The following is a 26,345-nucleotide window of genomic DNA, read 5'->3' as shown; positions in this document are numbered from 1 at the left end:
TCTCTCCTCGTCAAGGGGGCCGTGCTGGAGGGGTGTTGGGGGACCGTCACCGACCGGCGACGAAGTCCCGGATCGAGGCCGTCATGAAGTCGGTGTGCTCGTCGGTGAGCCCCGGGTAGACGCCGATCCAGAAGGTCTGCTCGGTGATGATGTCGGAGTTGGTGAGGTCGCCCACGATCCGGTGCGGGGCGTCCACATAGGCGGGCTGACGGGTGAGGTTGCCGGCGAACAGGTTGCGGGTGCCGATCTTCCGCTCCTCCAGGAAGTTCACCAACTCCTTGCGCTGGAACGGCGCGTCGGGGGCGACGGTGATGACGAAGCCGAACCAGCTGGGCTCGCTGCCGAGCGTGGCCTCCGGCAGGATCAGGTGCGGCACGCCCTCCAGGCCCTCCCGCAGACGCTGCCAGTTGTGACGACGGGCGCGAGTGAAGTCGTCGACCTTGTCGAGCTGGGTCAGACCGAGCGCGGCCTGAAGGTCGGTGGCCTTCAGGTTGTAGCCGATGTGCGAGTAGATGTACTTGTGGTCGTACCCGGCCGGCAGGGTGCCCAGCTGGTACTGGAAGCGCTTGAAGCAGCGGTCGCTCTCGCCCGGTTCGCACCAGCAGTCCCGGCCCCAGTCGCGCAGCGACTCCACGATGCGGGCGAGCGCCAGGTTCGAGGTCAGCACGCAGCCGCCCTCGCCCATCGTCAGGTGGTGCGCCGGGTAGAAGCTGACCGTGGTCAAGTCGCCGAAGGTGCCGGTGAGTTGACCGTTGTAGAGGGAGCCGACCGCGTCGCAGTTGTCCTCGATGAGGAAGAGGTCGTTCTCCTCGGCGATCTGCGCGACCTCGGCGACCTCGAACGGGTTGCCGAGCGCGTGGGCGACCATGATGGCCCGGGTCCTGGGGCCGACGGCGGCCTTGATGCGCTCGGCGGTCGTGTTGTACGTCTTCAGCTCGACGTCCACGAAGACCGGGATGAGGCCGTTCTGCAGGATCGGGTTGACGGTGGTGGGGAAGCCCGCGGCCACCGTGATGACCTCGTCGCCCGGCTTGAGGCGGCGGTCCTCCAGGTGCGGCGAGGTGAGCGCCGACATGGCGAGCAGGTTGGCCGAGGAACCGGAGTTCACCAGGTGGGCCTTGCGCCGCTTCATGTAACGGGCGAACCGGGACTCGAACTTGCGTGAGCTGGTGCCGGCGGCGATCCGCATGTCCAGCGCCGCCTCCACCAGCGCCACCCGGTCCTCCGGCTCCAGCACCGCACCGGACGGCCAGATCTCGCTGACCCCCGGCACGAACTCGCGGGACGGCTCCTTCTCCAGGTGGTACTCCCGCACCCGATCGAGAATCCGTGCCTTGGTCTCACTCATCTTGGCTGCCTCCATGGTCGTCAGTTCGGCACGAAGCCCTCAGCGGTGACCCGACGCGGTCATCGTTGAGGGAGCGACTTGAAGGGCACTGGACAACGACTCGCGGTCCGCGGCGGCGCGGGCGTGGGCGAGCAGATCGCGCAGCGAATCGTCCAGAGTGCGCCGCGGACGCCAGCCGAGCAGGGACCGCGCGAGCGTGATGTCCATGCGCTGCCACTCGGCCTCGGGCGGCCGGCCTCCGGTGACCGCCGCCTCCAGTATCTCGGCGGACGACCCCGCGAGCTCGGTCAGTCTGGCCACCAGCGACCGTACCGAAGTCGACTGCCCGCCACCGATGTTGACGACCCGCCCGGACACATGAGAGCCGCGCGCCGCGGCGAGCGCCGCGTCGGCCACATCCCGTACGTCCACGAAGTCGCGGTGGGCGAGCAGCGGGGCGAGCCGCAGCGGATCGGGGGCGGCCGTCGCGAGATGGTGCGCCACCATGCCGAGCAGGCTCGCCCGGGGGGTGCCGGGCCCCGACACGTTCGAGATGCGCAGCACCAGGCCCGCCGCCTCGCCCGCGGCGACCGCGTCGAGCAGCGCACGGGCGCCCGCCAGCTTGGAACGGCCGTACGGAGTGACCGGCGCGGTCGGCACGTCCTCGGTGATACCGGTACGCGGCACCGGACCGTACTCGTGCACCGAACCGAGCTGGATGAGCCGCGGCCGCGCATCGAGCAGCGAGGCCGCGGACAGCAGCCGCTCCACGAGGCGGGCGTTGGCGAGGGTCATCTCGTCCTCGGTGGCCTTCCACACCGCGCCCGCCGCGTTCACCACCGCGCCCGCGCGGTGCCGCGCCAGCAGCTCGGCGATCCGGCCCGGCTCGGCCCGTACCACGTCAAGTGGGAGAAGTTCGTAGGGAGTTGAGGCGTCGGCGGCGGTGCTGCGCGCGACACCGGTCACCGTCCACCCGGCGGCGGCGAACACCTCGCAGATGTGCCGGCCCACGAACCCCGTGGCGCCGAGCACCACCACCGATCCGGCCGCGCCGCCGCCTTCGCCGTCTGCTCTTCGGTCGATCACCGACACCGTTGCTACCTCCTGTTTGCGCGGTTTGAGCGGCACTGTGGCGCGGGCCGCTCGGGGGCCGCTGGACAGGGGGTCATGCGGCGCTACCGGAACTTGAGTCGGGGCGCCTACCGTCCGGCGGCATGAGGATCGAAGAGACCGCCGTACCGGACGCGTACCGCATCATGCCGAAGCTGCTGACGGACCCCCGCGGCAGTTTCCACGAGTCGTACAGATACGACCTGCTAGCCGCCGAGACCGGGCACCACTTTGTTCCGCGCCAGGTCAACTACTCGGCCTCCGCGCGCAATACGGTGCGCGGACTGCACGGCGTGGCCATCCCGCCGGGGCAGGCCAAGCTGGTCAGCTGCGTCCGCGGGGCGCTGCTCGACGTGGTCGTGGACGTACGCGTGGGCTCCCCCACCTTCGGACAGCACGCGACCACGGTTCTCGACGCCCGGGGCGGGCGGGCCGTGTTCGTCGCGGAGGGGCTCGCGCACGGGTTCGTGGCGCTGACCGACGACACGTGCATCAGCTATCTCTGCTCGACGGAGTACGTGCCGGGTACGCAGCTGGATCTGCGGGCGTTCGATCCGGAGCTCGGGCTGCCGTGGGCGCGGTGGCTCACGGGTGAGCCGGTGCTCTCCGAGAAGGACGCGGGGGCTCCTACGGTCGCCGAGGCTGGGGAGCTCGGGTTGCTTCCTACGTATGCGCAGTGCGTTTCCCTGTACGGGAGGGGTGAGCGGGAGCAGCAGCGCGCTGCCTAGGCTCCGGGGGCTCTGCCCCCGGACCCCCGCTCCTCAATCGCCGGCAGGGGCTGGTTTTCTGCCCCCCCCGTGCTGATTCTGCCAGCGCCATTGGGCCCGCCCCCAGCGATCCGGGGCGGGCCCAATTGGCTTGCTCAGTACGTCAGTTGACGGGATCTGGTCGGGTGGATCTCCCAGGCGGTCAGTGCTGTCGACGGGGACTCCTTCCCCGTGCCGCGCGCGGCCAGGTAGCCGTCGGGGCGGATCAGGAGCCAGGTGCCCGGTGGGGCGCCCAGGTCGGTGGTCAGGTGGGCGGCCGGGTCGGACAGGGTGTCCGGGCCGGGGGTGTTGACCGTGCGGATGCGTACCGAGGGGCCGAAGTCTTCCTCGGGGGGCTCGCCGAAAGTGAGCAACAGCCATTGAGGGCGCTGGAGTTCGGCGATCAGCTCCTGCCAGCCGGGGCTGGTGGACAGCGTGGGAGCTGTTACGCGGGCCACTCGTTCACCCGGGCGGATGCCGCCCGGGGCGGGGGTCGGGTGGGCGAGCGGGCCCTCCCCGTAGCCGAGGCCCAGCGCCGACATGCCGCCCATGATCTTGCGCTGGATGCGGCCCTTGATCGGCGGCAGCGACCGCAGCACCGTGAAGGCCGCGCGCAGAGCGGCCGCCGCCTTGCGGCTGCGGAGCTGGACCAGCATCGTCGCCATCCGGGTGGTGCGCAGCAACTCCGCGCCCACCGGGACCCGTTCGGCACTGTAGGTGTCCAGGAGGGAGTCCGGCGCCTCGCCGCGGAGCACCGCGGCGAGCTTCCAGGAGAGGTTCACCGCGTCCTGGACGCCGGTGTTCATGCCCTGCCCGGAGGCCGGGCTGTGGACGTGCGCCGCGTCACCGGCGAGCAGGACCCGGCCCGAGCGCATCTGGCCGATCATGCGCTGCTGGATCGTGAACACCGAGACCCAGGACGGTGATTCGACCACCGCCGGCTTCCCCGTACCCGTGCTGATCTTCGCCGAGAAGCGCCGGGCGACCATCGCGTCGTCGCCACCGTAGGACGTCTCGGCGGTGTCGAGCAGCCGCCACTTGCCGGGCTCCGGGAACGGCACCATCATCACCGTGCCGGTGGGCGTGCGCATCCAGTGGATGCTGTCCTTCGGCAGGTCGCAGTGGACGGTCGCGTCCGCGATGAGCCAGGTCTCGCTCGACTCCCCTTCGAGTTTCAGGCCCAGCTGCTTGCGGATGGTGCTGTGGCCGCCGTCCGTGCCGACCAGCCAGTCGGCCGCCACGGTCTCGGTGCGGCCGTCGGCGTGGGTCAGGTGGGCTCGTACGCCGTCCGTGCCGTGGTTCTCGAACTCGGTGAGCCGGACGCCCCATTCGACCTCGACGCCCCGGCGGGACACCGCGTTGCGCAGCACCTCCTCGGTGATGACCTGGTCGACCATCAGCGTGAACGGGAAGCGGGTGGGCAGCCGGCTGTAGTCCGTGTCGAAGCGGATCAGGCGGCGGCCGTTCTGGTGGAGCGTGAAGTGCTCCACCCGCTGGCCGCGCGGCAGGAGTTCGTCCAGGATGCCCATCTGGTCGTACGTCTCCAGCGTGCGGGCGTGCGTGGCGAGCGCCCGGCTGGTGGTGGCCGGGCCCGGCGCCGCGTCCACGAGCCGGACCCGCACACCGTGCCGGGCCAGCTCGTGGGCGGCGCTCAGCCCGACCGGCCCGGCGCCCACGACCAGCACCTGTGGCGTGGGCGCCGATGCGTCTGGCAGCGTCACTTCTGGTCCTCCTGCGATGCGTGCTTGACCGCCTTCCACCAGCCCGGGTTGTCGCGGTACCAGGCGGCGGTCTCGGCGAGGCCGTCCTCGAAGGAGATGCGCGGCGCGTAGCCGAGCTCCTCGGCGATCTTGGCCTCGCTGAGCGAGTAGCGCAGGTCGTGGCCCTTGCGGTCGGCGACCCGGACCACCTTCGACCAGTCGTTGCCGGTCAGCTCAAGCAGGCGCTCGGTGATCTGGCGGTTGGTCTGCTCGTTGCCGCCGCCCACGTTGTAGATCTCGCCCGCCCTGCCCCTGGTCAGGACCAGCTGGATCGCGCGGCAGTGGTCGTCCACGTGCAGCCACTCGCGGATGTTGGCGCCCTCGCCGTACAGCGGGACCGTCTCGCCCTCCAGGAGGTTGGTCACGAAGCGCGGGATCAGCTTCTCGGGGTGCTGGTAGGGCCCGTAGTTGTTGGAGCAGCGGGTGATGGAGACGTCGAGGCCGTGGGTGCGCCAGTAGGCGCGGGTGATGAGGTCCGAGCCCGCCTTGGACGCGGCGTACGGGGAGTTGGGGAGCAGCGGCCACTCCTCGGTCCAGGAGCCCTCGTCGATGGAGCCGTACACCTCGTCGGTCGAGACGTGCACGACGCGCTTGGCGCCGGAGCGCAGCGCGGCCTCCATGACGTTCTGGGTGCCGCCGACGTTGGTGGCGATGAACTCGGCCGCCGATTCGAGGGAGCGGTCCACGTGGGACTCGGCCGCGAAGTGGACGACCGCGTCGTGGCCGGGGAACAGCTCCAGGAGCAGCGGCAGGTCGCAGATGTCGCCCTGGACGAAGGTGAGGCGGGGGTGGGAGGCGGGGAGGTTCTCGCGGTTGCCCGCGTAGGTCAGCTTGTCGAGGACGGTGACCTCGGCGTTCTCGTACCCCTCGTAGCCGCCCTCCAGGAGCGTGCGGACGTAGTGCGAGCCGATGAAGCCCGCGCCGCCGGTGACCAGGATCTTGTTCATGCTGCCCTTCTCCGTGGTGTTCGTCATGCCGCGACCTCCACGCGGGTGTGGTCGCCGACCACCAGGCGGTGGTGGCGGTTGGCCAGGTCGATGCCGGTGACCGCGGCGGACCGGCCGAGCAGGGAGCCGTGCAGCCCCCGTACCGCGGAGATCGTCGCGCCGTCCAGGGCGATCGAGTAGTCGAGGTGGGTGCCGGACAGGACGCAGTCCCGGCCGATGGACGTGTGCGGTCCGACGTGGCTGTCCTCCAGGACGGTGCCCGCGCCGATCACGACGGGGCCCTCCACGAAGGAGCGGGTGATCCGCGCGCCGGGCTCCACGACGACCGCGCCGATCAGCACGCTCTGGTCGTCCACCTCGCCCTCCACCCGGCGCTCGATGCCGTCCAGGAGCATCTGGTTGCACTCCAGTACGTCCTCGACGCGGCCGGTGTCCTTCCAGTACCCGGAGTACTCCTGGGCCCGGACGGTGGCGCCGCTGGTCACCAGCCACTGGATGGCGTCGGTGATCTCCAGCTCGCCGCGCGCGCTCGGCACGATCGAGCCGACGGCCTCGTGGATGGCCGGGGTGAAGAAGTAGACGCCGATGAGCGCCAGGTTGGAGCGGGGCACCGGCGGCTTCTCCACCAGCCGCTCCACCACACCGGTCGCGTCGACCTCGGCGACGCCGAACGCGCGCGGGTCCTCGACCTGGGCGACGAGCACCTGGGCGGCCGGGCGCAGCGCGTGGAACTCGGCGGCGGCCTCGGCGATTCCCTCCGGCAGCATGTTGTCGCCGAGGTACATCACGAAGTCGTCGTCGCCGAGGAAGTCCCGGGCGAGCTCGACGCACTGCGCGAGGCCCTTGGGGCTCTCCTGCGGGATGTACGTGATCTCGACGCCGAGCCGGGAGCCGTCGCCGAGCGCCTCGGCTATCTCCTCGACATGGTTGCCGACGATGATGCCGATCTCGGTGACACCGAGGTCGCGGATGTTGTCCAGAACCCGTTCCAGGACGGGCTTGTTGGCGATCGGGATGAGCTGCTTGGGCATGGAGTAGCTGAACGGGCGCAGTCGGCTACCCGTACCGCCGCTCAGAACCAGAGCCTTCATGGGGTCCTCTTCTGTCGTGGTCGACACATCAACAGGCGCATGAATGGGGGGAGTTGCACAGTGGGAGTTCAGGTCAGGCGGCGGGCACGAGCCGCACGGTCCGGGCGGGACCGCCGGCCAGGCCCTCCACGAGTTCGGCGAACTTGTCGGTGGCCTCGTGGAGCAGGGCCCCCGTGTCGGGTTCGAGCCCGGCGAAGCCGCCCGGACCCTGCCGGATGCCGCCGGCGTGCACGAAGAAGCTCTCCGCGACCGCCCTGGGCTTCATCGACATCAGTACCGGGCGCAGCCCGTAGTCGAGGGCCAGGACATGGGCGAGCGAGCCGCCGGTGGCCAGCGGCAGCACCACCTTCCCCGCCAGGGCGAACTGCGGCAGTACGTCGAGGAACGACTTCAGCAGCCCCGAGTAGCCCGCCTTGTAGACCGGGGTGGCGAGCACGATGGCGTCCGCCGCGGCGAACTGTGCGGCCGCCTCGGCGAGTTGGGGGTGGCTCAGGTCGGCCCGGAGGAGTTCGGCCGCGGGCAGGGTGCGCACGGCGAGGGTCTCCACCCGGTGCCCGCGGGCCCCCAGGCGGTCGGCGGCGAGGGTGAGTACCTGGTGGGTGCTGGAGACCGGCGACGGACTGCCGGAGACGGCGAGGATCGTCGGCATGGACAACCTCCTGGGAACGGAAGGGAGATGCTCTTGGTCAAGTCTGGACAACGGGCGGCGGGCCCGGCCGGGGTCAGGCGGCCAGCGCGGGCTCGGCCGGTGGCGAGGCCTCGCGGCGCACCGCGGCGACCCGCTCCAGGGAGGCGAGCACGAGCTCCGGGTCGGCGACGAAGTCCACCAGGCAGGCGATCTCGTCCACCCCGGCCGCACGCACCCGGCGGGCGGTCGCGGTGCACTCCTCGACCGAGCCGATCAGCGAGTTCCCGGACAGGTAGCGGTTGACGCCGAGTTCGGCGAGCTTGCGCTGGGCGCTCACCGCGGAGAGCACCTCGCGGCCCTGCTTGTTGCCGCTCATCCGGCCGCCGGCCTCGACCGCGAGGGCCTCCAGGTCGATGGCGGAGAGCAGATAGTCGCGCAGACTGCCGCCGCCCACCCGGCGGGCCTCGGCCGCGTCGTCGGCGACGTAGGTGTGCATCATCACGGTGACCTTGCCGGGACCTTCCCAGCCGGCCTCGGCGCGGGCCGCCCGGTACAGGGCGATCTTGCCGGAGAGCGATGCGACGTCCTGGTTCTCCAGGTGGGTCAGGATGTTGCAGCCGAGCCGGCCCGCCTCGCGGAAGGTGCCCTCGCTGCGCGACGCGGTCACCCACACCGACAGGTCGTCCTGCACCGGGCGCGGGAAGACGGGCAGCGTGGTCTCGGCGCCCAGCGGGTTGGGGCCGGTCCAGTGACCGGTGCGCCAGGCGGTCCGGATGTCCGTGACGTCCTTGATCATCTGCTCGCGCCGGGTCTCGTACTTCTCGGGCGCGATCACGAAGTCGTTGACGTTCCAGCCGGAGCCCACCGAGATCGCGACCCGGCCGCCCGAGATGCCGTCCACCATCGCGAAGTCCTCCACGATGCGGGCGGCCGGGTGCAGCGGGGTCACCACACTGCCGGCCCGGATCTGGATGCGGCTGGTCACCGCGGCGATGGCCGCCGAGGTCACGGCCGGGTTGGGGAAGGCGCCGCCGAAGCGGTGGAAGTGCCGCTCGGGCGTCGATACGAAACCGAAGCCCAGTTCGTCGGCGCGGCGGGCCGCGTCCAGCATCAGCCGGTACGTCTCCTGTGCCCGGTCGCCGACCGCGGCGAAGAAGAAGACGCCGAAGTCCAGCGGCTGCTCATCTGCCGGGCCGTCCGCGCCCTGGCTGCCGGTCTGCCGGGAATCCGCGTTCATGTAGCGCTGCCTCCTTCCCCGTCGGACGTCGTCGCGGCGGGGTCGTCACCATGGGGGCTTGCTGCCCGGCGACACCATGGGGCGGCCTCCTCGCAGCCCACTTGAGTCCCGGGCGGGCCGACACCGCTCCAGCACGGCTCAAGTCCCGGGCGGGCCGACACCGCTCCAGCACGGCTCAAGTCCCGTACGAGTCCGGCAAGTTGTGCTGGATCCACCGGAATGCGAGGGAGGCTCTAAGGGGGGAGGTACTCGCATGCTGCTGAGGGGCGCGGGGAACTGCGCGACCAGCCACGGATGGCCCGCAGCCGAAAACCGCACACCCGGAAGGGGTGTCCGGTGTCCACCGGCGCTCGATCCGGGGTCGAGACAACCCCCTCACGCTCAGGGTGACCAATTCCGTTCCGATGACCACGAGGTTGCTGGATGACGACTCAGACGCTGGTTGCCGCGGACACCGGCACCGACACCGTCCACGGACTGCTCGCCGCGGCCGTGGCCGCCCGGCCCGACGCTCCCGCGGTGCGCGACGCCTCGGGCGTGTGGACCTATGCGGAACTGGACGCCTGGTCACGGGCGTACGCCGACTGGCTCACCGCCCAGGGCGTGGGGCACGCGGACCGGATCCTGGTCCGCGTCGGCAACACCCGCGAATTCACCGCCCTGATGTTCGGGGCGCTGCGCCGCGGCATCGCCTTCGTACCGGTCAATCCGGCGATGAAGCGGTTCCACCTCAACACCGTCGTACCGGACTGCGACCCGGTCCTCGTGATCGGTCAGGACGCACAAGACACCGAAGTGCTAAGGGAGTTGACGGACTGTCCGGTCTTCGGGCTCGACGAGGTGCGCCGGGGCGCCGAGGCGCTGTACGAGTCCGCGCCCGCCGCGGTCGGCGAGCGGCCCGTCGCGCCGGACGACCTGGGTCTGCTCATCTACACCTCGGGCTCCACCTCGGCGCCCAAGGCCGTGGTCAGCACCCACGCCCCCATCGTCTTCGCCGCCCGCGCGATCCAGGCCCGGCTGAACTACCGCGCGGACGACGTCGTCCTGGTCGCGGTGCCGGTCTCCTTCGACTACGGGCTCTACCAGATCCTGCTGTCCGTGATCGCCGGCGCCCAGGTGGTGCTCACCTCGCCGGACCGCCACGTACGGCTGCTCTCCACCCTGCACGAGCACGGTGTCACCGTGGTGCCGCTGGTGCCCTCGCTCGGCGAGATGCTGCTCACGCTGTCGAAACGGGACCGGCGCGAGGCGCCCGGGGTGCGGCTGTTCACCAACACCGGGGCCGCACTGACCGGACCCGTCATCGCCCAGCTGCGGGCAGCGTTCCCCGGGGCCCGGGTGTCCCCGATGTTCGGCACCACCGAGTGCAAGCGCATCACCGTCCTCGAACCGGACGGCGACATCGCACGCCCCGGCTCGGTCGGCCGGGCGCTCGACGGCACCGAGGTGCTGATCCTGGACGACGACGGCCGGCTCCTGCCGCCCGGCACGGTCGGCGAGATCGCCGTGCGCGGACCGCACATCATGACCGGCTACTGGCGCGCCCCCGAGCAGACCGCCCTGCGCTTCCGCCCCGACCCGGTGACCGGCGAGGTCACCCTGCACACCGGCGACTACGGGCACCTGGACGCCGACGGGCACCTCTACTTCGAGGGCCGCCGCGACGACCTGTTCAAGCGCAAGGGCGTCCGCATGGGCACCCTGGAGATCGAGACCGCCGCCCTGGACATCGAGGGCGTCGCGGCCGCCGCCGCCCTGGCCCCGGCCGAGGGCCACGACCTCACGCTGTACGCCGTCACCGAGCTGACGGCCGACGAGGTGCTCGCGCAGCTGGCCGACCGCCTGGAGGCCGCCAAGGTCCCCGCCGCCTGCCACCTGCTGGGCGAGCTCCCGCTCACCCCGAACGGCAAGACCGACAAGCAGCGGCTGCGCCGCGAACAGAAGTGACCCGCCACCGAGTCAGTACCCCTGTGAGGAGAACCCGCCATGACCACCGCTGACGTTCAGTGGGACGCCGACTTCGAGAAGCTGCTGACCTCGGTCCTGCCGCGCAGCACGGGTTCCGGCCCGCTCGACCCGTCGCTCGACCTCAAATCCGTGGGCCTCGACTCGATGGCCACCATCGAGCTCCTGGTCCGCCTGGAGGGCGCGTACGACGTGGAGTTCCCGGAGGAGACCCTCACCGGCGCGACCTTCGCGACCCCGGCGGCGCTGTGGGCGGTACTCGACGCCCAGCGCGCCGCCGCCCACGCCTGACCGTCCCACCACGAGTTTCCACCCGCACCATCCACCCCCCCCACCCATACAAGTCCTCAGGAGGACACCATGAGCCACCTCATCATCGGTCTCGCCGTCACCGTCGCCGTCATCCTCGTCGCCAAGCTCGCCGGCGACGCCCTGAAGAAGCGCCGCGGCTGACCCGGCCGGGACGTACCAAAGGGGCCCATCGACCGCACCGGTCGGTGGGCCCCTCCGTCGTGCCCGTCCCCCCGGGTGTACGCGGCCATGAAGAAGGGCCCTTGCGTCAGGCAAGGGCCCTTGTCCATGAGGCAGTTGGGCTCAGGCGGCGGCCAGTCGCTCCAGGTCCTCGACAACGCGGGCCGGGCTCGGCATCTCCGCCATGTCGGCGCGCAGCTCCTGCGCGCACTTGAGGTGGCGGGCGTCGTCCAGGACGTCCCTGATGGCCTCGCGCACCTGGACCGGATCGTTCTGCGGGGCCGCCTCGCCGAGCACCCGGGCCGCGCCGGCCGCGGCGAGCAGCTCGGCCGAGGCGAACTGGTCCACGATCTGCGGGAGCACGACCTGAGGAAGCCCGAAGGAGCACGAGGTGAGCGTGGTGTTCGCGCCCCCGTGGTGGATCACCGCGGCGCACTCGCGCAGGATCATGTTGAGCGGCACCGGCTCCACCACCCGTACGTTGTCCGGGAGTTGGCCGAACCCCTCGTGGAAGGCGGCGTCGGCCGTCACCACCGCTTCGACGTCGCCGAGGCCGTCGAAGGCCGCGATGATCGAGCGGTACAGGCCGCTGCCGTTGAGCACCAGCGTCTGGCGGCCCAGGCACACCACGACCCGGCGCACCCCGTCGGCGGCCGGCGCCCGCAGCCATGCGGGCGCGGTGCCGGTGCCGTTGAACGGGACGTAGCCGATCGGCGCGCCGGGCGCCGCGCTCGGGTGGTGCAGCGCCGGCGGGCATGGGTCGAGCAGCAGATCGGGGTCGGGCAGGCCGTCGAGCCCGAGCCGCCCGGCGGTCCCGTGCAGGAAGTTGCGGGCCGAGGCGCGCGAGGGGCCGCTCAGCGGGTCGACGCCCCAGCGGTGCTGGACGGACGGGATGCCGAGCGCGCCCGCGACGAGCTGTCCCGCCAGCTCCATCTGCTCCGAGACGATCAGATCGGGTTTCCAGTCGCGCGCGAACTCCAGGTAGGAGCTGAGCAGATAGCGGGCGTGGGTCTCCCACAGCTTGGTCGCGCCCGCCATCTTCTCCGGCGGGGTCGGCCCCATCAGCTCCAACGGGCGTATCCCGGCCGGGAGATGGCGCTGGAGGACGTCGAGGCCGTGGAAGCGGTCGCCGATGTCGACGGCCGCGATCCCGGCGGCGCGGGCCGCGTCGGTGACGTCAGGCTGCGCGGCGACCTTCACCTCGTGACCCGCTCCCATCAGCGCCCAGGCCAGCGGCACCATGGGGGTGAAGTGGGTGGGGAAGGGGGTGCTCAGCATCAGTACGCGCATCTTCTTCGTCCTCCTCGGACTCTGGGGCGGCCTCATCGGCGGATACGTCGGCGGGATCGTCGGCGGACGAGGCGTTCACGTCCACGTCCTTCATGAGCAGCGCGGTCAGGAGCGCGAGCAGCAGCAGCCCGGCCGCGGTCAGGAACAGCGTCGAGGTGGCGTGCGCGAACGCGTCCGTCACCAGATGGCGGCGGGCCGGGGCGAGCCCGGCGAGCCGGGCCGCGGCGGCGTCGGGGTCCTGGACGCCCGAGGCCCCGGCGGCCGAGGCGAAGCGCGTGCTCAGGATCGCGCCGAGCACGGTGCCGCCGATGGTGGTGCCCAGCATGGTGGCGAACCGCGAGGTGGTGGTGACCACGCCCAACTGGTCGGTGGGCGCTGCCGATTGGGTCATGAACAGGGCGATCTGGGTGACGCCGCCCAGGCCCACGCCGAGCAGCAGGAGCAGGCCGTCGAGCTGCCAGTCGGCGGCGTCGGCCACGGTCAGGCCGAGGCCGGCGGCCGCCGCCGTCGCCGTGGCGGTGGTGGCGACCAGGACCGCCTTGCACTTCCCGGTCCGGGTGATGATCTTCCCCCAGGCGAGGAAGACCACGACCACGCCCACGGCGAGCGGGATCAGATGCAGCCCGACCGCTTCGAGGCTCACGCCCCGCACGATGTTCAGGTAGTTGATGAGGAACACCGGCAGCGAGAGCAGCGCGAACCCGCCCACGAACTGGAGGATCGCGGCCGACCGGAACACGTTGTCCTTGAACAGCGTGAGCGGCATCAAAGGGTCGGCCGCCTTCAACTGGCGTACCGCGAAGAACACGAACATCATCAGGCCGCCGTAGAAGTACGGCACCACGGGGCCCGAGAACGACTGCTGGTCGCCGAACGTCTTGACGCCGAGCAGCAGCGCGCAGGTGGCGGAGGCGACGAGGACCGAGCCGAAGATGTCGACCGGCTGCCGGGTGCCGCGCACCGGGAGCCGCAGCGCCCAGGTCACCCCGGCGAGCGCGAGCCCGGCGAGCGGCACGTTGAGCAGGAAGATCCAGCGCCAGGACAGGCTCTCGCTGATGGGCCCGCCGATCATGGGCCCGGCGATGATGCCGGCCGCGATGAGCGCGCCGCCCGCGTTGGAGCGCCCGGCCCGGGACTTGGGCGGGTACAGGGTGGCGATCACGATCAGCGTCATGCTCATCAGGCCGCCGCCGCCGAGCCCCTGCACCGCGCGGAACAGGATGAGCTGGGTCAGGGTGTGCGCGGTCGCGCACAGCGCGGAGCCCGCCAGGAACGTGGCGAGCGCCGCGAGGTAGATCCGGCGCGGCCCGTAGCTGTCGCTGAGCCTGCCGTACAGCGGCTGGGCGGCCGTCGCGGCGAGCAGATACGCGGTGATCAGCCAGGGGAAGCGGTCGATGCCGTGCGCCGGGTCGAGGTCGCGCACGATCGGCAGCACCGCCGAGGAGACGATCGAGCCGTCGAGCAGGGCCAGCGTCATGGTCGCCATCGCGCACACGATGAAGACCAGGACCTGGAGGTCGCTCATCCCGTGCGGATGGGGCTTCTTCCCTTCCTTGACGCCGGACTGGGCAGCGACTTCGGCGCTCATGCGGCCGCCACCTCCTGACGTGCAGTCAACTGCTCAAGTTGGCCGACCACTTCGGCCACCGACGGCATGGCCTCGATCTGCTCGCGTACGACTGCCGCGTCCGCGCGGTGGCCGGGCTCGTCGAGGAGCGTGGTGACGGCGGCGGCCAACCGGCCCTCGTCGTTCTGGAGTTCAGCCGAGTCCAGCGTGATACCGGCCCCCGCCGCCGCGATCCGGTCGCCCGCGACGAACGCGTCGCCGAGCTGGGGGAGCACCAGCTGCGGAATGCCGAGGGCCGCGGCCCCCAGGGTGGATCCGGCGCCGCCGTGGTGCACCACCAGGTCGCTGCCCGGGAAGAGCAGGCCGGGCGCGGTCAGGTCGGTGTACGTCATGCCCTCGGGCAGCGCGCCGATCGCCTCGCGGTGCCGCGGCGCGGCCGACACGACGGCCTCGATGCCGCCGGCCCGCGCGAGCACGTCCACGACCCGGCGCAGCAGACGCGCGCCGCCGAGCTCCAGGGTGTGCCCGCCGAGCGCGACGGCCACCCGCCGCCCCGGCGGGGTGCGGTACGCCCACGGGGTGCCGGGCTCCGCGTGCGGGACCGGGCGGACCGGGCGCGCGGCCGGGGCCTCGGTGTCGGCGAGGGCGGGCGGCGCCGGGTCGAGCAGCAGATCGGGCACCGGCACCGAGTCCAGGCCGAGCCGGGTGCACAGCGGCTCCTGGTAGAGGCGGACGAAACCGAGCATCGCGGGGGCGGTCGGGTTGACACCCCAGCGCTGCTGCACGGACGGGATGCCGAGGACCGCGCCGATGACCGACCCGGCGAACTCCATGTGCTCGGAGAGCACCAGATCGGCCCGCCACTCGCGGGCGAGCTCCAGATAGTCCGGCAGGAAGTACGGCACGTGGTTGCGCCACACCTGGGCGACCCCGCCGATCTGCTGCCGGTCCGGGCGGCCGGACACCTCGATGGGCCGAAGACCGGCGGGCCGCTTGCCGCCGCGCAGGTCCTCGGAGTGGAAGGCCTCGCCGAAGGTGACCGTGGCGAGGCCGGCCGCCTCGGCGGGCCCGGTGACATCGGGCTGGCCGGTCACCAGGATCTCGTGCCCGGCGTCGGCCAGGGCCCGGATCAGCGGGAGCAGCGGCAGGAAGTGGTTCTCGACGGGGGTGCTGATGACTAGGACGCGCATCGCAGGTTCTCCAGGTCGCGGACGACGGCGGCGGGGCTCGGCATGGCGGCGACGGAACGCGCCAGCTCGGCGGCGCCCTTCACGAAGCGCTCGCCGTCGAGCAGGGTGCTCAGGGCATCGGCGACGGTCGCCGGGTCGTTCTGTTCGTCGGCGGTGCCGAGCGAGATGGCGGCATCGGTGGCGGCGAGCAGCTCGCCGCCCGCGAACTGGTCGGCCAGCTGCGGCAGGACCAGCTGCGGCACACCGGCTCCGGTGGCCGTCATCAGGGTGTTGGCGCCGCCGTGGTGCACGATCGCCGCACAGGTGCCGAGGAAGCCGTTGAGCGGCACCGGCGGGGTCAGCCACACATTCGACGGGGCCGGACCCAGGGGCTCGATGTACTCGTCCTGGACCGTGAACACGGCCTCGATGTGCGGGAGTTCGCCGAGCGCCTCGATCATCGTGCGGAACATCGGGAGCCCGCCGAGCGCGATGGTCTGGCGCCCCATGGACACGACGACCCGGGGCTTGTCCCCGGGCCCGCGCAGCCGCTCGGGGACCGGGCCGGTTCCGTTGTACGGGACGTGCCGGATCGGGGTCGCCTTCGGGGTGCCCGGGTAGAGCAGCTCCGGCGGCGCCGGGTCGAGCACCACGTCGGGCAGCGGGAGGCCGCCCTCGATGCCGTAGCGGTCGCAGGTGCCCCGGAGGAAGTCCGCGGCGGTCTCCTGCATCAGCGGGCTCAGCGGGTCGATGCCCCAGCGGTGCGAGACCACCGGGATCCCGAGGACGCCGCCGACCAGCAGCGCCGCGTAGTCCATCTGCTCGGAGACCACCAGGTCGGGTTTGAAGAGGCGGGCCACCTCCAGATAGCGCGGGAACATGTAGCGGGCGTGCAGCACCCACACCTTGGAGCCGATGGCGATCATCTTCGGCGTGGTGGGGCCCGTCACCTCGATCGGTCGCCTGCCGGGCGGCAGCGGCGGACTCAGCAGGTCCCTGGCGTGGAACTCGCGGCCCACCGTGACCGTGCACAGGCCGGCCGCGCGGGCCGTCGGCACGATGTCGGGCTGGCCCGCGACCAGCACCTCGTGCCCGGCCCCGCGCAGCGCCCAGGCCAGCGGGACCATCGTCGTGAAGTGGGTGGACTCGGGGGTGCTCAGGATCAGTACGCGCATGAGAGGTCCTCGGGGTGGGCGGAGGCGAAGGCGCCGGCGGTGGCCGCCGGTCCGCGCCGTACCGCTGCGGTGAAGGCGGTCACGACGGCGTCCGCGACGGTCGCGGGCAGCCGGTCGGTGCGGACCGTGGCGGTCACGTCGGCGCCCGCCCCGCCGACGCGCACGTCGAGCTCCAGCTCGGTGGACATGGCGGGGCTGTCGATCCGCAGCAACTCGGCCGCGCAGTACGGGAGTTGGAGAGCGGGGTCGGGGTCGTCCTGCATCAGGAAGGTGGGCATCGAGGGCAGCGCCTCGCTGCCGCCGGACCACACCAGGATGTGGTCCAGGGCCGCGCCGCCGATCTCCTGCGCGGCCAGCGCCGCGTCCGTGCTCGCCACCGCGGCGCGCAGCATGTCGCCGTCCCGCCGCTGACCCGGCGGCCAAAAACGCAGGTAGATCAGGTCGACGCGGCAGCTGACCGCCGTGGCGAGCACTCCGCTGCCGCGCCGGGCCACCGGCACCTTGACGGTGATGTCGCCCTGCCCGCTCAGCTCGCGCAGTACGGTCGCGAACAGGGCGGCGAGCAGCGCGAACCGGGTGGTGCCGAGTTCCCGCGCCCGGGTGTCCCAGGGGGCCAGCTCGGCCCGCGGAACCGGCTGCGTACGGGCGTACTTGGGGCCCGCGGTCAGATCGCTGTCCGTCCGGCCGGGCAGCCGCAGCGGCTCCGGCTCATCCAGCAGGTCCTCCCAGAACGCGCGCTGGGCGGCGAGGTCGACCCGGGACAGCGCACGCCGGTGGTCGGCGGCGACCTCGGCCAGGGTGGCGGCCGGGGCCGGGAAGCGGGGCACGCGGCCTTCGGCGCGGGCGGCGTAGGCGAAGGACAGGTCGGCGGTGAGCACCGTCTCGGACGCGCCGTCGAAGGCGCAGTGGTGGGCCACCAGACCGAACAGGGTGCGCCCGGTGTCCCGGCTGCGCAGGGCGGCGCACCGCCACACCCGGCCCTCGGCGACGTCGAGCGGGGTGAACGCGGCAGCGAGCCACTGGCCGACGGCGGCCGACTCGTCGTCCGCGTCGGGGAGGTGGCGGAACTCCACCGGGCGCGGACGCTCCGGCACCACGGCCAGGGCCTGCTGCTCGCGGATCAGGTACTGGGCGTGCAGCGCCTGATGCCTCAACTGCACGTCACCCGCGGCCAGTTCGAGGGCGGCCCGGTCGACCGGGCCGGTCAGCCACCAGGTCAGCCGGCAGAGCCCGCCGATGCCGGTGGTGTCGTGGGCGGCGGCCCACAGGAACCCGGCCTGCTGCGGCGGCAGCGCGATCCCGCCGGGGCCGGAGCCCGACGGCTCGGCGGCCGCCTCCGCGGCGCCGCGCTCGGTGGCGTCCAGCCACTGGGCGAGCCGCGCCACCGTCGGCGTACGGAAGATCTGCGAGGGCTGCACGGCCGCGCCGAGCGCCGTGTCCAGGTGCTGGCAGAGCCGGGCCGCGTCCAGCGAACTGCCGCCGAGCTCGAAGAACGAGGCGTCGATGGGTACCGGACCGGCGTCGAGCACCGCACGGAACGCCTCGGCGACCACGGCGGCCGTGCCGTCGAGAACGGGCTCCGCGCTGTCGCGGTACGCGTGCTCGGGCTTGGCCCGCGCGGCGAGTTCGCGCCGGTCCAGCTTGCCGTTGGCCAGGAGCGGGAAGCGGTCCAGGAGGTGCACGCGGCGTGGCACCAGATACTCCGGAAGGAGCGCGGCGAGCCGCTCGCGCAGCTCGTCGGGGCCGAGCCCGTCGGCGTCCGCGCGCGTGTAGAAGAGGGCGAGGCCGTGGTAGGAGCCGTCCGGCTTGGGCATCGGCACGACCGCCGCACCCGTCACCGAGGCCACCCGCTCCACGGTCCGCTCCACCTCGGCGGGCTCGATCCGGTGCCCCCGGATCTTGATCTGCCGGTCGCCCCGGCCGGTGTAGTGCAGCACGCCCTCGGCGGTGCGGTGCCCCAAGTCGCCCGTACGGTACAGGCGTTGGCCCCCGACGGTCACGAAGACCGACTCCGTGAGCTCCGGGTTGCCGAGGTAGCCGAGCGCGAGTCCGGGACCGCCCAGGCACAGCTCGCCCGTCTCGCCGGGCGCGCAGACCCGGTCGCCGTCCAGGACCAGGACGTCGGTGTGGGCGAGCTCCGCGCCCAGCGGGACGCCCGCCGGGTCGTCGCAGTCCTCGGGGCGGACGTCGTGACAGGTGACGATCGCCCCGCACTCGACCGGGCCGTACACATTGAGCAGCCGCACGGCGGGGTGCTCGGCGAGGAAGCGGCGGATGCGGGTCGGGGCGGCCCGCTCGCCGCCGATGGCCAGCCACTTCATGCCCGCGAAGGCGGCCACGTCGGTGGTGACCAGCATGTTGAAGAGCTGCGTCGTCATGAACGCGGCGTTCACCCCGTCCTCGGCGATCAGCGCGCGCAGCGTGCGGGGCACCAGGACCGGCTCGTCGAGCAGCACCGTGGTGCCGCCGGTGAGCAGCATGCTCCAGCAGTCCAGGGTGAAGCCGTCCCAGGTCGGCGGGGCGGTCTGCGGCATCACGGTGCCGGGGCCGAGCTCGGCGAAGGTCTCCCCGTCGAAGAGCCGCACCGCGTTCTCGTGGCTGGAGACCACCCCCTTGGGGGCGCCGCTGGTGCCCGAGGTGAAGAACACCGCGCACGGGTCGCCGCCGCCCACCGCGACCGGCGCGGGGGTGAGGCCGCGCGCGGCGGTGACGGTCAGGTCCTCGGCGGGCGGCGCCCACGCGGGCACCGACCAGGGGCCGGGCCCGTCGGTGACGAGCAGCGGCGCGGCCAGCAGGCCGATCTGGCCCTCCAGGCGCTCGGCCGGCCAGCGGGTGTCGAGCACCGAATAGGCGGCCCCGCACTTGAACAGGGCGACCAGGACCGCGATCAGCGGGGCGCCGCGCTCCATGAGGACCGGCACCGCGTGCCCCGGCCGCACCCCCTGCTCCTGGAGGAGCGCCGCCAGGGTGTCGGACGCGGCGTCCAGCTCGCGGTAGGAGACCCGAACCGCACCGTGGCGTACGGCGGTTGCCCCGGGGAAGCGGCGGGCCGCGTCCTGGAACAGGGCGTGCATCGTCTCGCCCCGCGCGAACCGGGGCGCTTCGCTGCCCGGTGCGGGCGCAAGGAGTTGAACGGTCATCGTCTTCCTGGCTCCTTCGGGGTGGGAACGTCGGTGTGACCGGCTCTCACGCACTCCTCCAGGAAGCCCACGAGCTGGTCGGGCAGCGGCATCGCGTCGATCTCGGCCCGCAGGGCGCGGGCCCGCTGCCGGTAGGAGGGGCGGGCGAGCAGGTCCTGGACGGCCGCGCCGACCGCGCCCTCGGCGGCGTCGGCGGGCAGCGCCGCGCCGGCGCCGGAGGCGCGCACCAGATCGGACCAGTGCTCCTGGAAGGCGTTCTGCGGGAGCAGCAGCTGCGGCAGCCCGTGGGTGACGGCGATCAGGCCGCTGCCCACCCCGCCGTGGTGCACCAGCGCGTCGCAGTGCGCGAGCAGTACGTCGAGCGGGAAGGACTCAACCGCCCTTACGTTGTCCGGCAGTTGGGGCAGGTTCTCGGCCTGGGCCGCGGTGACCGCGAGGACCACGTCCGCGCCGAGGCCGCGCAGGCTCGCCACCACGTGGTCGCGGACCTCGTCGAGGGCGGCGGTGGTGACCCCGCCGGTCACGCACACCAGGGGCCGCTCGGAGTCCCGGTCGCCGCGCAGCCAGGCCGGCACCGCCGCCGGGCCCGCGAACGGCACGTACCGCATGTCCGCCCGGCGCACCCCGTGCGGCGGGCGCAGGCCCGGCGGGCACGGGTCGATCCACACGGAGGGGCCGACGACCGGGTCGAGGCCGAACCGCTCGAAGAGCCGCGCGTACGAGGGCCGCAGCTCGCTCTCCCGCTCGCAGTGCACGCCGAGCGAGACGCCCCAGGTGTGGCCCACGGCGGGTACCTTGACGGCCGCCGCGGCCACCAGCCCGGCCGCCGCCGCGGTGTCGTGCACCACGATGTCCGGGCGCCAGAAGCGGGCGAAGTCCACGAGGTCGTCGGTGAGGGTGTCGGCGACCGCGATCATCTTCTCCGTGAGCGCCTCGCTCAGATCCGGGGCGAGCACCGCGGCCGACTCGCCCGCGCCCTTCAACCGGCCGGGTCCCAGGCCCAGTTGGCGTGCGGCGACGGCACCCGTGACGGCGTCGTCGCCCACCGGCACCGCCACCAGGCCGGCCCGGGTCACCGGCGCCACGCACTGGGGCCGCACCGCCACCCGCACCTCGTGGCCCGCCAGCCGGCCGGCCCAGGCGAGCGGGATGATCCAGGGGATATGGGCCGGGCCGTGACCCACGAACAACACGCGCATTCAGTCGCCTCACTCCATCGCGTACGGACGCTGGCAGGGCAAGGGTCGGGGCAGCCGCTCGAATGCCACTCGCGTGACGTAGGAACGCGGAAGTGCCCGCAGGGGAGGGGGTCCCTGCGGGCACTTCCGGGGTGTCGCGCGGTGTCCGGCTCAGGCGCGGCGGCCGCCCCTGCGGTAGGCGAACGAGGCGAAGGCGGCGAGCAGCGCCGTCCACACCATGAGCACGCCGACCCCGGCGAGGGTGGGCGCCGCGCTGTCGGCGGCGTTCCAGGACAGCTGGGCGTACCGGAAGACCGGGGTGGCCCGGGACAGCGACTGCGCCCAGGAAGGGAAGTTGTCGACCGGCAGGAGCAGCCCGCCCAGCAGCGTCAGGGACAGATAGGAGACGGTGCCGGCGATCTGCGCGAGCTGGGCCTTGAAGAGGTAGCCGATGCCGATGCCGAGCATCGCGAGCGGGGCGATGCCGATCCACAGCAGGAAGAACACCGCGAGCCAGGTGCCCACGCCCAGTTCGACGCCCCGGTAGAAGACGCCGATCAGCGCGATCACGGTGATCGGCAGAATCGCCAGGCAGGTGGCGACGGCGCCGCGGGCCACCACCACCTGCACCGGGGAGAGCGGGGTGAGCCGCAGCTGGCGCAGCCAGCCGAGCGCCCGGTCCTCGGCGATGCCGGTGCCGTTGGTGATGACCACGCCGAGCGCGCCGAACGCGGCGGCGCCCACCATGGACTGGGCGAGCGACTTCTGGTCGGGGCCGCCGCCCGCGAAGGTCACGTACATGCCGACCGGCATGACGAGACTCATCATCAGGTAGCCGCCGTTGCGGACCAGCCGCAGGATTTCGAGGCGGATGTAGCCGATCATCAGTGGGTCCGTCCTTCCGGAGCGGTCTCGCGGTGGCGCGCCCGGTGGGTCAGTGCGATGAAGGCCTCCTCCAGGCCGACGCCCGAGACCTCCAGGTCGGTGAAGGCGTCCGCGCGGGACAGCGCGTGCACGGTCAGGTCGGAGTCGGTGGTGCGCAGGTGCACCCGGCCGCCGTGGAACTCCACCGAGCTGACGCCGGGGAGCAGTTCGAAGCCGTCGCGGCGGCCGTCGCGCGCCACGAAGCTGACCGTGCGGCCCTCCACCATGCTCTTGATGTGCGAGGTGGTCCCGTCGGCGACGACCTGCCCGGAGGCGATGACCACCACGCGGTCGGCGCTGTCGTCGGCCTCTTCGAGGTAGTGCGTGGAGAAGAGGACGGTGTTGCCGCGCTCCGCGTACCGGCCCATCGCCGTCCACAGTTCGCGCCGCGACTCCACGTCGAGCGCGGCGGTCGGCTCGTCCAGGACCACCAGGTCCGGGTCGCCGGCCAGCGCGAGCGCGAAGCGCACCCGCTGGGCCTGGCCGCCGGAGAGCCGGTCCACCTTCTTGTCGGCGATCTTGGTGAGTTCGGCGAGCTGGAGGATCTCGGCGAGCGGCAGCGGCTTGCGGTAGGTGCCGCGCACGAAGTCCACGAGTTCGCGCACCGAGACCCGGGGAATCATCTTCCCCTCCTGGAGCATGGCGCCCAAGTGCCCGGCGCGCATGGCCTGTTCGGGGGTCTTGCCGAACACCTCGATGGTGCCCCGGTCCTGCGGGAACAGGCCGAGCAGCATGCCGATGGCGGTGGACTTGCCGGCTCCGTTGGGGCCGAGCAGGGCGACGGTCTCACCCCGGTCGATCGTCAGGTCGATCCCGTCGACGGCGCGTACGTCTCCGTACGTCTTGACGACACCCTTGAAGACGACCGCGGGCGGGCCGTGCTGTTCTGCCATGGGGGGTGGCACCTGTTCCCTTTCCTGTGTGAGTGGACGCATGTCAGATCAGCCCTTCCAAGGTGTGGACCAGTTCCGTGGGGCCTGGCAGGCATTCGATCTCCGCGCGGACCTCCCGCGCGGCCTTGCGGTGGCGTTCGTCTTCGAGGAGACCGGCGAGGGCCTCCCTGACGAGCCGGGGGTCGTGCTGCTCGGCCTCGGTGGCGAGGCTGAGCCCGGCTCCGGACTCCTGGACGAGCCGGCCGGTGGTCTGGAGGAACGGCTTGTCGCCGGGCAGCACCAGCTGCGGCACCGCCGAGGCGAAGGACGTCATGCTGGTCCCGCTGCCGCCGTGGTGCACGGCGAGCGCCGTGTGGCGCATCACCGGGCCGATCGGGAATCGGTCCACGACCTTGACCGAGGACGGGATCCCGGCCAGCGCCGGGTGGTACTGGGCGTCGATCGGGAAGAGCACGTCCAGGCCCTGCTCGGTGCAGGCGTCCAGGACGTGCCTGAAGCCCAGCGGCAGTTCGCCGGTCTCGGCGAGCACCCGGCCGTGCCACATGCCCAGGCACAGCAGGGCTCTTGGCCGGTCGGGGCGCGCCACCGCCCAGTCGGGCAGTTCGGCGGTGCCGCAGTACGGGACGTAACGCGCCAGGAAGCCGGGGGTGTTGTCGCCCTCGGGCAGCAGCGAGGCCGGGCTCGGGTCGATGACGAGCGCCGGGTCGGGGAATCCGTCCGCCCCGAACGCGGTGCACAGATCGTGGAGTTGGACCTTCGCCCGGCGCAGCAGCGGGCTGGTGAAGTCGTCGGGGCCCCAGCGGTGGATGACGCCGGGCACGCCGAGCGCGCCGGCGACGACGAGGCCGCCGAACTCCACCGGGTCGGTCACCACCAGATCGGGCTCCCAGGCGCGGCCGAGGCTCACCAGGTCGTCCAGGTAGCCGCCGAGCCGGGTGCGCCAGCGGTCGCCGACCGCGTCCCACTCGGAGTCCGCGCGGCGGTCCATCGCCGCCCGGTCGGGCATTTGCACCGCGCCGGGCCTGGTCAGCCGCTGGCGGGTCTCGCCGCCGCCCACCAGGCGGGTGTCGAGTCCGGCGGCGGACGCGAACCTCACGAGCTCGGCGTCACCGGCCACCAGGACCTGGTGTCCGGCGGCCCGCAGCGCCCAGGTCAGCGGCACCATCGGCACGATGTGGCTGGGCACCAGGGCCGTCACCAGGACGCGCATGTCTCCTCCTGAGCCGCGATCGCGGCGACGAGTTCTTCGAGGTCGGTGACGAGCTGCTCGACCGGCGGGCAGGCGAGGATCTCGCGCCGCACGGCCGCCGCCCGGCGCCGGAACGCCGGCTCGGTGAGCAGCCGGTCCAGGGCTTCGGCGACGCTCTCGCCGGTCGCCCAGTAGCCCGGCACGCCGAGGCCGCTGCCGATCTCGGCGACGCGGTCCGCCGAGTGCGGCTGGTCGTCGTACATCGGCGTGACGAGCATCGGCGTACCGCTGCGCAGGCCTTCGCGGATGCTGCTGTGGCCGCCGTGCGTGACGAACACGTCGGCCGCCTCCAGGAGCACGCCCTGCGGGACCCACTCGGTGATCAGGCGCACATGGCCGGGTACCGGGCCGAAGTCCGCGGGGTCGCGGCCCACGCCGATCGACACGAGCGCCGTGCAGTCGGCGGCCGACACCGCCGCGATCACCGCGTGCAGCACCTCGTCGGACTTCCACGGCATCGAGGGCGCCATCGTGCCGATCGAGGCGTACACCACCGGCTTGTCCTCGGGCAGTTCGGCCAGCCACTCAAGGGCCGTGTCGTCGCTGCGGTACGGGATGGCCTGGCGGTAGTGGCGCAGCGTGCGCGGATCCAGGTCGTCGCCGGTGCAGCGGGCCGAGACCCAGCTGACCAGGAGGTGCTTGTAGGCGGTGTGGTCCAACGGGTCGGCGGGCAGGCCGAGTTCGGCCCGCAGCCTGTTCAGCCGCTCGTGCGTGACGGCGGGGGTGAGCAGATGGGTGGAGCCGCCGGCCACCGCGACGTGCGGGATGCCGAGCGCCTCGGCGGCGAGGTAGCCGCCCATCTCCTCGCCCTCGCGGACGATCAGATCGGGCCGCCAGGCGGCGGCGATGTCCAGGATGTCGCGAGCCGCGGCCAGCGCGGGCGGCCCGAGCACGCAGTCGACCAGACCCTCCTCGTAGGCCTCCTGGTCGCCCTGGAACAGCGGGACCGCCATCGCCTCGACGCAGAACGGGTCGGTCGCCCAGTCGCGGCCCGCCGGGAAGAACGCGAGCCCGTAGCTCTCGCTCTCCGCCCGCATGGACTCGTCGTCGGCGACGGCGACGGTGTGCCCGGCCCGCACGGCGGCCTGGGCCAGCGGGATCAGCAGGCGCAGATGCGACTTGCCCGCATGGGCGGTGAACAGGATGCGCACGGCGGGTCTCCGATCGAGGGGCGGGGCGGCCCGCAAGGGCCGCCCGTCGGTCATGCACCAGAGCGTGACCGGGCCCACTCGAATCCCCCTTGAGCGGTCCTGGGGGGTGTCCGGCCGGGATTTCCCGTGCCGCACTCAAGTCCTATTCGAGAGCCGGTGGCGACCTTGGGCGCATGCCGTATGCCCGATCGACTCGACCAACCCGACCGAATCGCAGAACAGGGGAGTAGCCGGATGCGCTGGAACGAGATCTATGTCGCCTCGCTCGGCAGCTGGCTGCCGGAGCCCGTCCCGGTGGCCGAGGCCGTCGCGGCCGGGGAGTGCGGACAGGAGTGGATCGACGACTTCGGGTACGAGTCGGTGCGGATCGCCCGCGAGAGCGAGGCGGAGGGATGGACCGCGCCGCCGGACATGGCCGTCGCCGCGGGCCGCACCGCCCACGAGCGCTCCGGTCTGAACAAGTCCGCGTACTCGCTGCTGCTGCACGGCAGCACCTGGTTCCAGGGCCTGGACATCTGGCCGGCCGCGTCCTACATCGCGAAGCGGACCGTCGGCGCCTCGGTGCCCGGCCTCGATGTGCAGCAGCGCTGCAACATCGGCATCAGCGGCCTCGACCTGGCCGCCGCCCACCTGAAGGCCGGCTACGGCAGGGGCAGCGCGGTCATGCTCACCACCGCCGACCGCTTCGGCGGGCCCGGCGCCAACCGCTGGCAGCTGCGGCACGGCAACGCCTACGCCGACGGCGCGACCGCCACGGTGCTGTCCACCGAGGGTGGCTTCGCCCGGCTGGTGGCCACCGCGACCGTCGCCGACAACTCCCTGGAACCGATGGCCCGCGGCGACGAGGAGTTCGGCCCGGTCTCGCGCGCCGCCGAGCGGCAGCTCGACCTCACCGCACGCGGCGACGCCCACAAGGCCGTCAGCGACGAGACCCTCACCAACATCCGCTTCGGCAAGGTCATGCAGGAGGCCAAGCAGTCGGTCCTGGACGACGCGGGCCTGGACGGCGACGACCTCGCGTACGTCGTCATCCCGTCCACCGGACGCATCCAGGGCCCCTTCCAGATCCACCACCTGCTCGGCGTCGAGGAGTCCCGCACCACCTGGGAGTTTGCCCGCCGCAGCGGCCACATCGGCGCCGGCGACTGGGCCGCCGGCCTCGAAGACCTGCTGCTCACCGGCGCGTTGGCGCCCGGTGACCACGTGATGCTCTACGGCGGCGGAGCGGGCTACACCGTCACCACCGCCGTACTGGAAATCCTGGAGATCCCGGCCTGGGCCGCCGAGCCCGCCGCGGCCTGAACCGGCCGCCCACCACAAGGAGTTG

Annotated in this window: 21 protein-coding genes; 4 read left to right on the top strand and 17 right to left on the bottom strand. The window is 72.5% G+C overall.

Annotated features, from left to right (window positions below):
- Nucleotides 1–46 precede the first annotated feature (46 nt).
- Complete coding sequence (gene rfbH / locus ACIQ8J_RS03900) at nucleotides 47–1,348, bottom strand: lipopolysaccharide biosynthesis protein RfbH (RefSeq protein WP_403264434.1); 1,302 nt, start codon at nucleotides 1,346–1,348, stop codon at nucleotides 47–49.
- 39 nt (nucleotides 1,349–1,387) lie between these two features.
- Nucleotides 1,388–2,419, bottom strand: coding sequence for an NAD-dependent epimerase/dehydratase family protein (locus ACIQ8J_RS03895; RefSeq protein WP_403264432.1), 1,032 nt, complete (start codon nucleotides 2,417–2,419; stop codon nucleotides 1,388–1,390).
- 122 nt (nucleotides 2,420–2,541) lie between these two features.
- Between ACIQ8J_RS03895 and ACIQ8J_RS03890 the strand changes: the two genes are divergently transcribed.
- Nucleotides 2,542–3,165, top strand: a complete 624-nt coding sequence (locus tag ACIQ8J_RS03890; protein WP_403264431.1) for a dTDP-4-dehydrorhamnose 3,5-epimerase family protein — start codon at nucleotides 2,542–2,544, stop codon at nucleotides 3,163–3,165.
- 134 nt (nucleotides 3,166–3,299) lie between these two features.
- Here ACIQ8J_RS03890 and ACIQ8J_RS03885 read toward each other — a convergent pair whose 3' ends face one another.
- The 5 genes from ACIQ8J_RS03885 to ACIQ8J_RS03865 all read right to left on the bottom strand — a co-directional run bounded on the left by ACIQ8J_RS03885 (nucleotide 3,300) and on the right by ACIQ8J_RS03865 (nucleotide 8,846).
- Nucleotides 3,300–4,904 carry an FAD-dependent oxidoreductase gene (locus tag ACIQ8J_RS03885; RefSeq protein WP_403264430.1) on the bottom strand — a complete coding sequence of 535 codons (1,605 nt, stop codon included), beginning with the start codon at nucleotides 4,902–4,904 and terminating at the stop codon, nucleotides 3,300–3,302.
- On the bottom strand, nucleotides 4,901–5,917 hold the full coding sequence (rfbB, locus tag ACIQ8J_RS03880) for a dTDP-glucose 4,6-dehydratase (RefSeq protein ID WP_403264428.1): 1,017 nt from the start codon (nucleotides 5,915–5,917) through the stop codon (nucleotides 4,901–4,903). Before rfbB ends, ACIQ8J_RS03885 begins: the two co-directional genes overlap by 4 nt.
- Nucleotides 5,914–6,981, bottom strand: coding sequence for a glucose-1-phosphate thymidylyltransferase (locus ACIQ8J_RS03875; RefSeq protein WP_403264426.1), 1,068 nt, complete (start codon nucleotides 6,979–6,981; stop codon nucleotides 5,914–5,916). Before ACIQ8J_RS03875 ends, rfbB begins: the two co-directional genes overlap by 4 nt.
- A gap of 73 nt (nucleotides 6,982–7,054) precedes the next feature.
- Nucleotides 7,055–7,630 (bottom strand): NADPH-dependent FMN reductase, encoded by a 576-nt coding sequence (gene ssuE, locus ACIQ8J_RS03870; protein ID WP_403264425.1) that lies wholly within the window; start codon nucleotides 7,628–7,630, stop codon nucleotides 7,055–7,057.
- Between the two features lie 73 nt (nucleotides 7,631–7,703).
- Nucleotides 7,704–8,846: a MupA/Atu3671 family FMN-dependent luciferase-like monooxygenase gene (locus ACIQ8J_RS03865; RefSeq protein WP_403264423.1), complete on the bottom strand. Its 1,143-nt coding sequence runs from the start codon at nucleotides 8,844–8,846 to the stop codon at nucleotides 7,704–7,706.
- A 423-nt stretch (nucleotides 8,847–9,269) separates the two neighbouring features.
- Here ACIQ8J_RS03865 and ACIQ8J_RS03860 point away from each other — a divergent pair, with 423 nt between their 5' ends.
- Both ACIQ8J_RS03860 and ACIQ8J_RS03855 read left to right on the top strand, forming a co-directional pair.
- The gene (locus ACIQ8J_RS03860; RefSeq protein WP_403264421.1) at nucleotides 9,270–10,793 is read left to right on the top strand and encodes a class I adenylate-forming enzyme family protein; all 1,524 of its coding nucleotides are present in this window, start codon (nucleotides 9,270–9,272) and stop codon (nucleotides 10,791–10,793) included.
- A gap of 39 nt (nucleotides 10,794–10,832) precedes the next feature.
- Nucleotides 10,833–11,102 (top strand): phosphopantetheine-binding protein, encoded by a 270-nt coding sequence (locus tag ACIQ8J_RS03855; protein ID WP_403264420.1) that lies wholly within the window; start codon nucleotides 10,833–10,835, stop codon nucleotides 11,100–11,102.
- 303 nt (nucleotides 11,103–11,405) lie between these two features.
- On the opposite strand, the gene ACIQ8J_RS03850 is transcribed toward ACIQ8J_RS03855, so the two are convergent.
- From ACIQ8J_RS03850 to ACIQ8J_RS03805, 10 genes are all read right to left on the bottom strand, one after another.
- Complete coding sequence (locus ACIQ8J_RS03850) at nucleotides 11,406–12,572, bottom strand: nucleotide disphospho-sugar-binding domain-containing protein (protein ID WP_403264418.1); 1,167 nt, start codon at nucleotides 12,570–12,572, stop codon at nucleotides 11,406–11,408.
- Complete coding sequence (locus tag ACIQ8J_RS03845; protein WP_403264416.1) at nucleotides 12,460–14,160, bottom strand: MFS transporter; 1,701 nt, start codon at nucleotides 14,158–14,160, stop codon at nucleotides 12,460–12,462. The genes ACIQ8J_RS03850 and ACIQ8J_RS03845 overlap by 113 nt, the downstream gene beginning before the upstream one ends.
- The gene (locus ACIQ8J_RS03840) at nucleotides 14,157–15,329 is read right to left on the bottom strand and encodes a nucleotide disphospho-sugar-binding domain-containing protein (RefSeq protein ID WP_403264415.1); all 1,173 of its coding nucleotides are present in this window, start codon (nucleotides 15,327–15,329) and stop codon (nucleotides 14,157–14,159) included. Before ACIQ8J_RS03840 ends, ACIQ8J_RS03845 begins: the two co-directional genes overlap by 4 nt.
- Nucleotides 15,317–16,483 (bottom strand): nucleotide disphospho-sugar-binding domain-containing protein, encoded by a 1,167-nt coding sequence (locus ACIQ8J_RS03835; RefSeq protein ID WP_403264413.1) that lies wholly within the window; start codon nucleotides 16,481–16,483, stop codon nucleotides 15,317–15,319. The genes ACIQ8J_RS03840 and ACIQ8J_RS03835 overlap by 13 nt, the downstream gene beginning before the upstream one ends.
- Nucleotides 16,471–19,623, bottom strand: a complete 3,153-nt coding sequence (locus tag ACIQ8J_RS03830; protein WP_403264411.1) for an AMP-binding protein — start codon at nucleotides 19,621–19,623, stop codon at nucleotides 16,471–16,473. Before ACIQ8J_RS03830 ends, ACIQ8J_RS03835 begins: the two co-directional genes overlap by 13 nt.
- Nucleotides 19,620–20,822: a nucleotide disphospho-sugar-binding domain-containing protein gene (locus tag ACIQ8J_RS03825; protein ID WP_403264409.1), complete on the bottom strand. Its 1,203-nt coding sequence runs from the start codon at nucleotides 20,820–20,822 to the stop codon at nucleotides 19,620–19,622. The genes ACIQ8J_RS03830 and ACIQ8J_RS03825 overlap by 4 nt, the downstream gene beginning before the upstream one ends.
- Nucleotides 20,823–20,972: 150 nt before the next feature.
- Entirely contained in the window at nucleotides 20,973–21,686 is a 714-nt protein-coding gene (locus tag ACIQ8J_RS03820) for an ABC transporter permease (RefSeq protein ID WP_403264407.1), read from the bottom strand.
- Nucleotides 21,686–22,618: an ABC transporter ATP-binding protein gene (locus ACIQ8J_RS03815; RefSeq protein WP_403264405.1), complete on the bottom strand. Its 933-nt coding sequence runs from the start codon at nucleotides 22,616–22,618 to the stop codon at nucleotides 21,686–21,688. Before ACIQ8J_RS03815 ends, ACIQ8J_RS03820 begins: the two co-directional genes overlap by 1 nt.
- Before the next feature lie 43 nt (nucleotides 22,619–22,661).
- Nucleotides 22,662–23,828 carry a nucleotide disphospho-sugar-binding domain-containing protein gene (locus ACIQ8J_RS03810; RefSeq protein WP_403264403.1) on the bottom strand — a complete coding sequence of 389 codons (1,167 nt, stop codon included), beginning with the start codon at nucleotides 23,826–23,828 and terminating at the stop codon, nucleotides 22,662–22,664.
- Entirely contained in the window at nucleotides 23,813–25,072 is a 1,260-nt protein-coding gene (locus ACIQ8J_RS03805; RefSeq protein ID WP_403264402.1) for a glycosyltransferase, read from the bottom strand. The genes ACIQ8J_RS03810 and ACIQ8J_RS03805 overlap by 16 nt, the downstream gene beginning before the upstream one ends.
- A 180-nt stretch (nucleotides 25,073–25,252) precedes the next feature.
- On the opposite strand from ACIQ8J_RS03805, the gene ACIQ8J_RS03800 reads away from it, so the two are divergent.
- Nucleotides 25,253–26,320 carry a ketoacyl-ACP synthase III family protein gene (locus ACIQ8J_RS03800; protein WP_403264400.1) on the top strand — a complete coding sequence of 356 codons (1,068 nt, stop codon included), beginning with the start codon at nucleotides 25,253–25,255 and terminating at the stop codon, nucleotides 26,318–26,320.
- Nucleotides 26,321–26,345: the final 25 nt, after the last annotated feature.

It is taken from the genome of Streptomyces sp. NPDC094147, from assembly GCF_044764265.1.
Lineage (GTDB): Bacteria > Actinomycetota > Actinomycetes > Streptomycetales > Streptomycetaceae > Streptomyces.
This window is presented reverse-complemented; position numbering and strand designations above follow the sequence as displayed.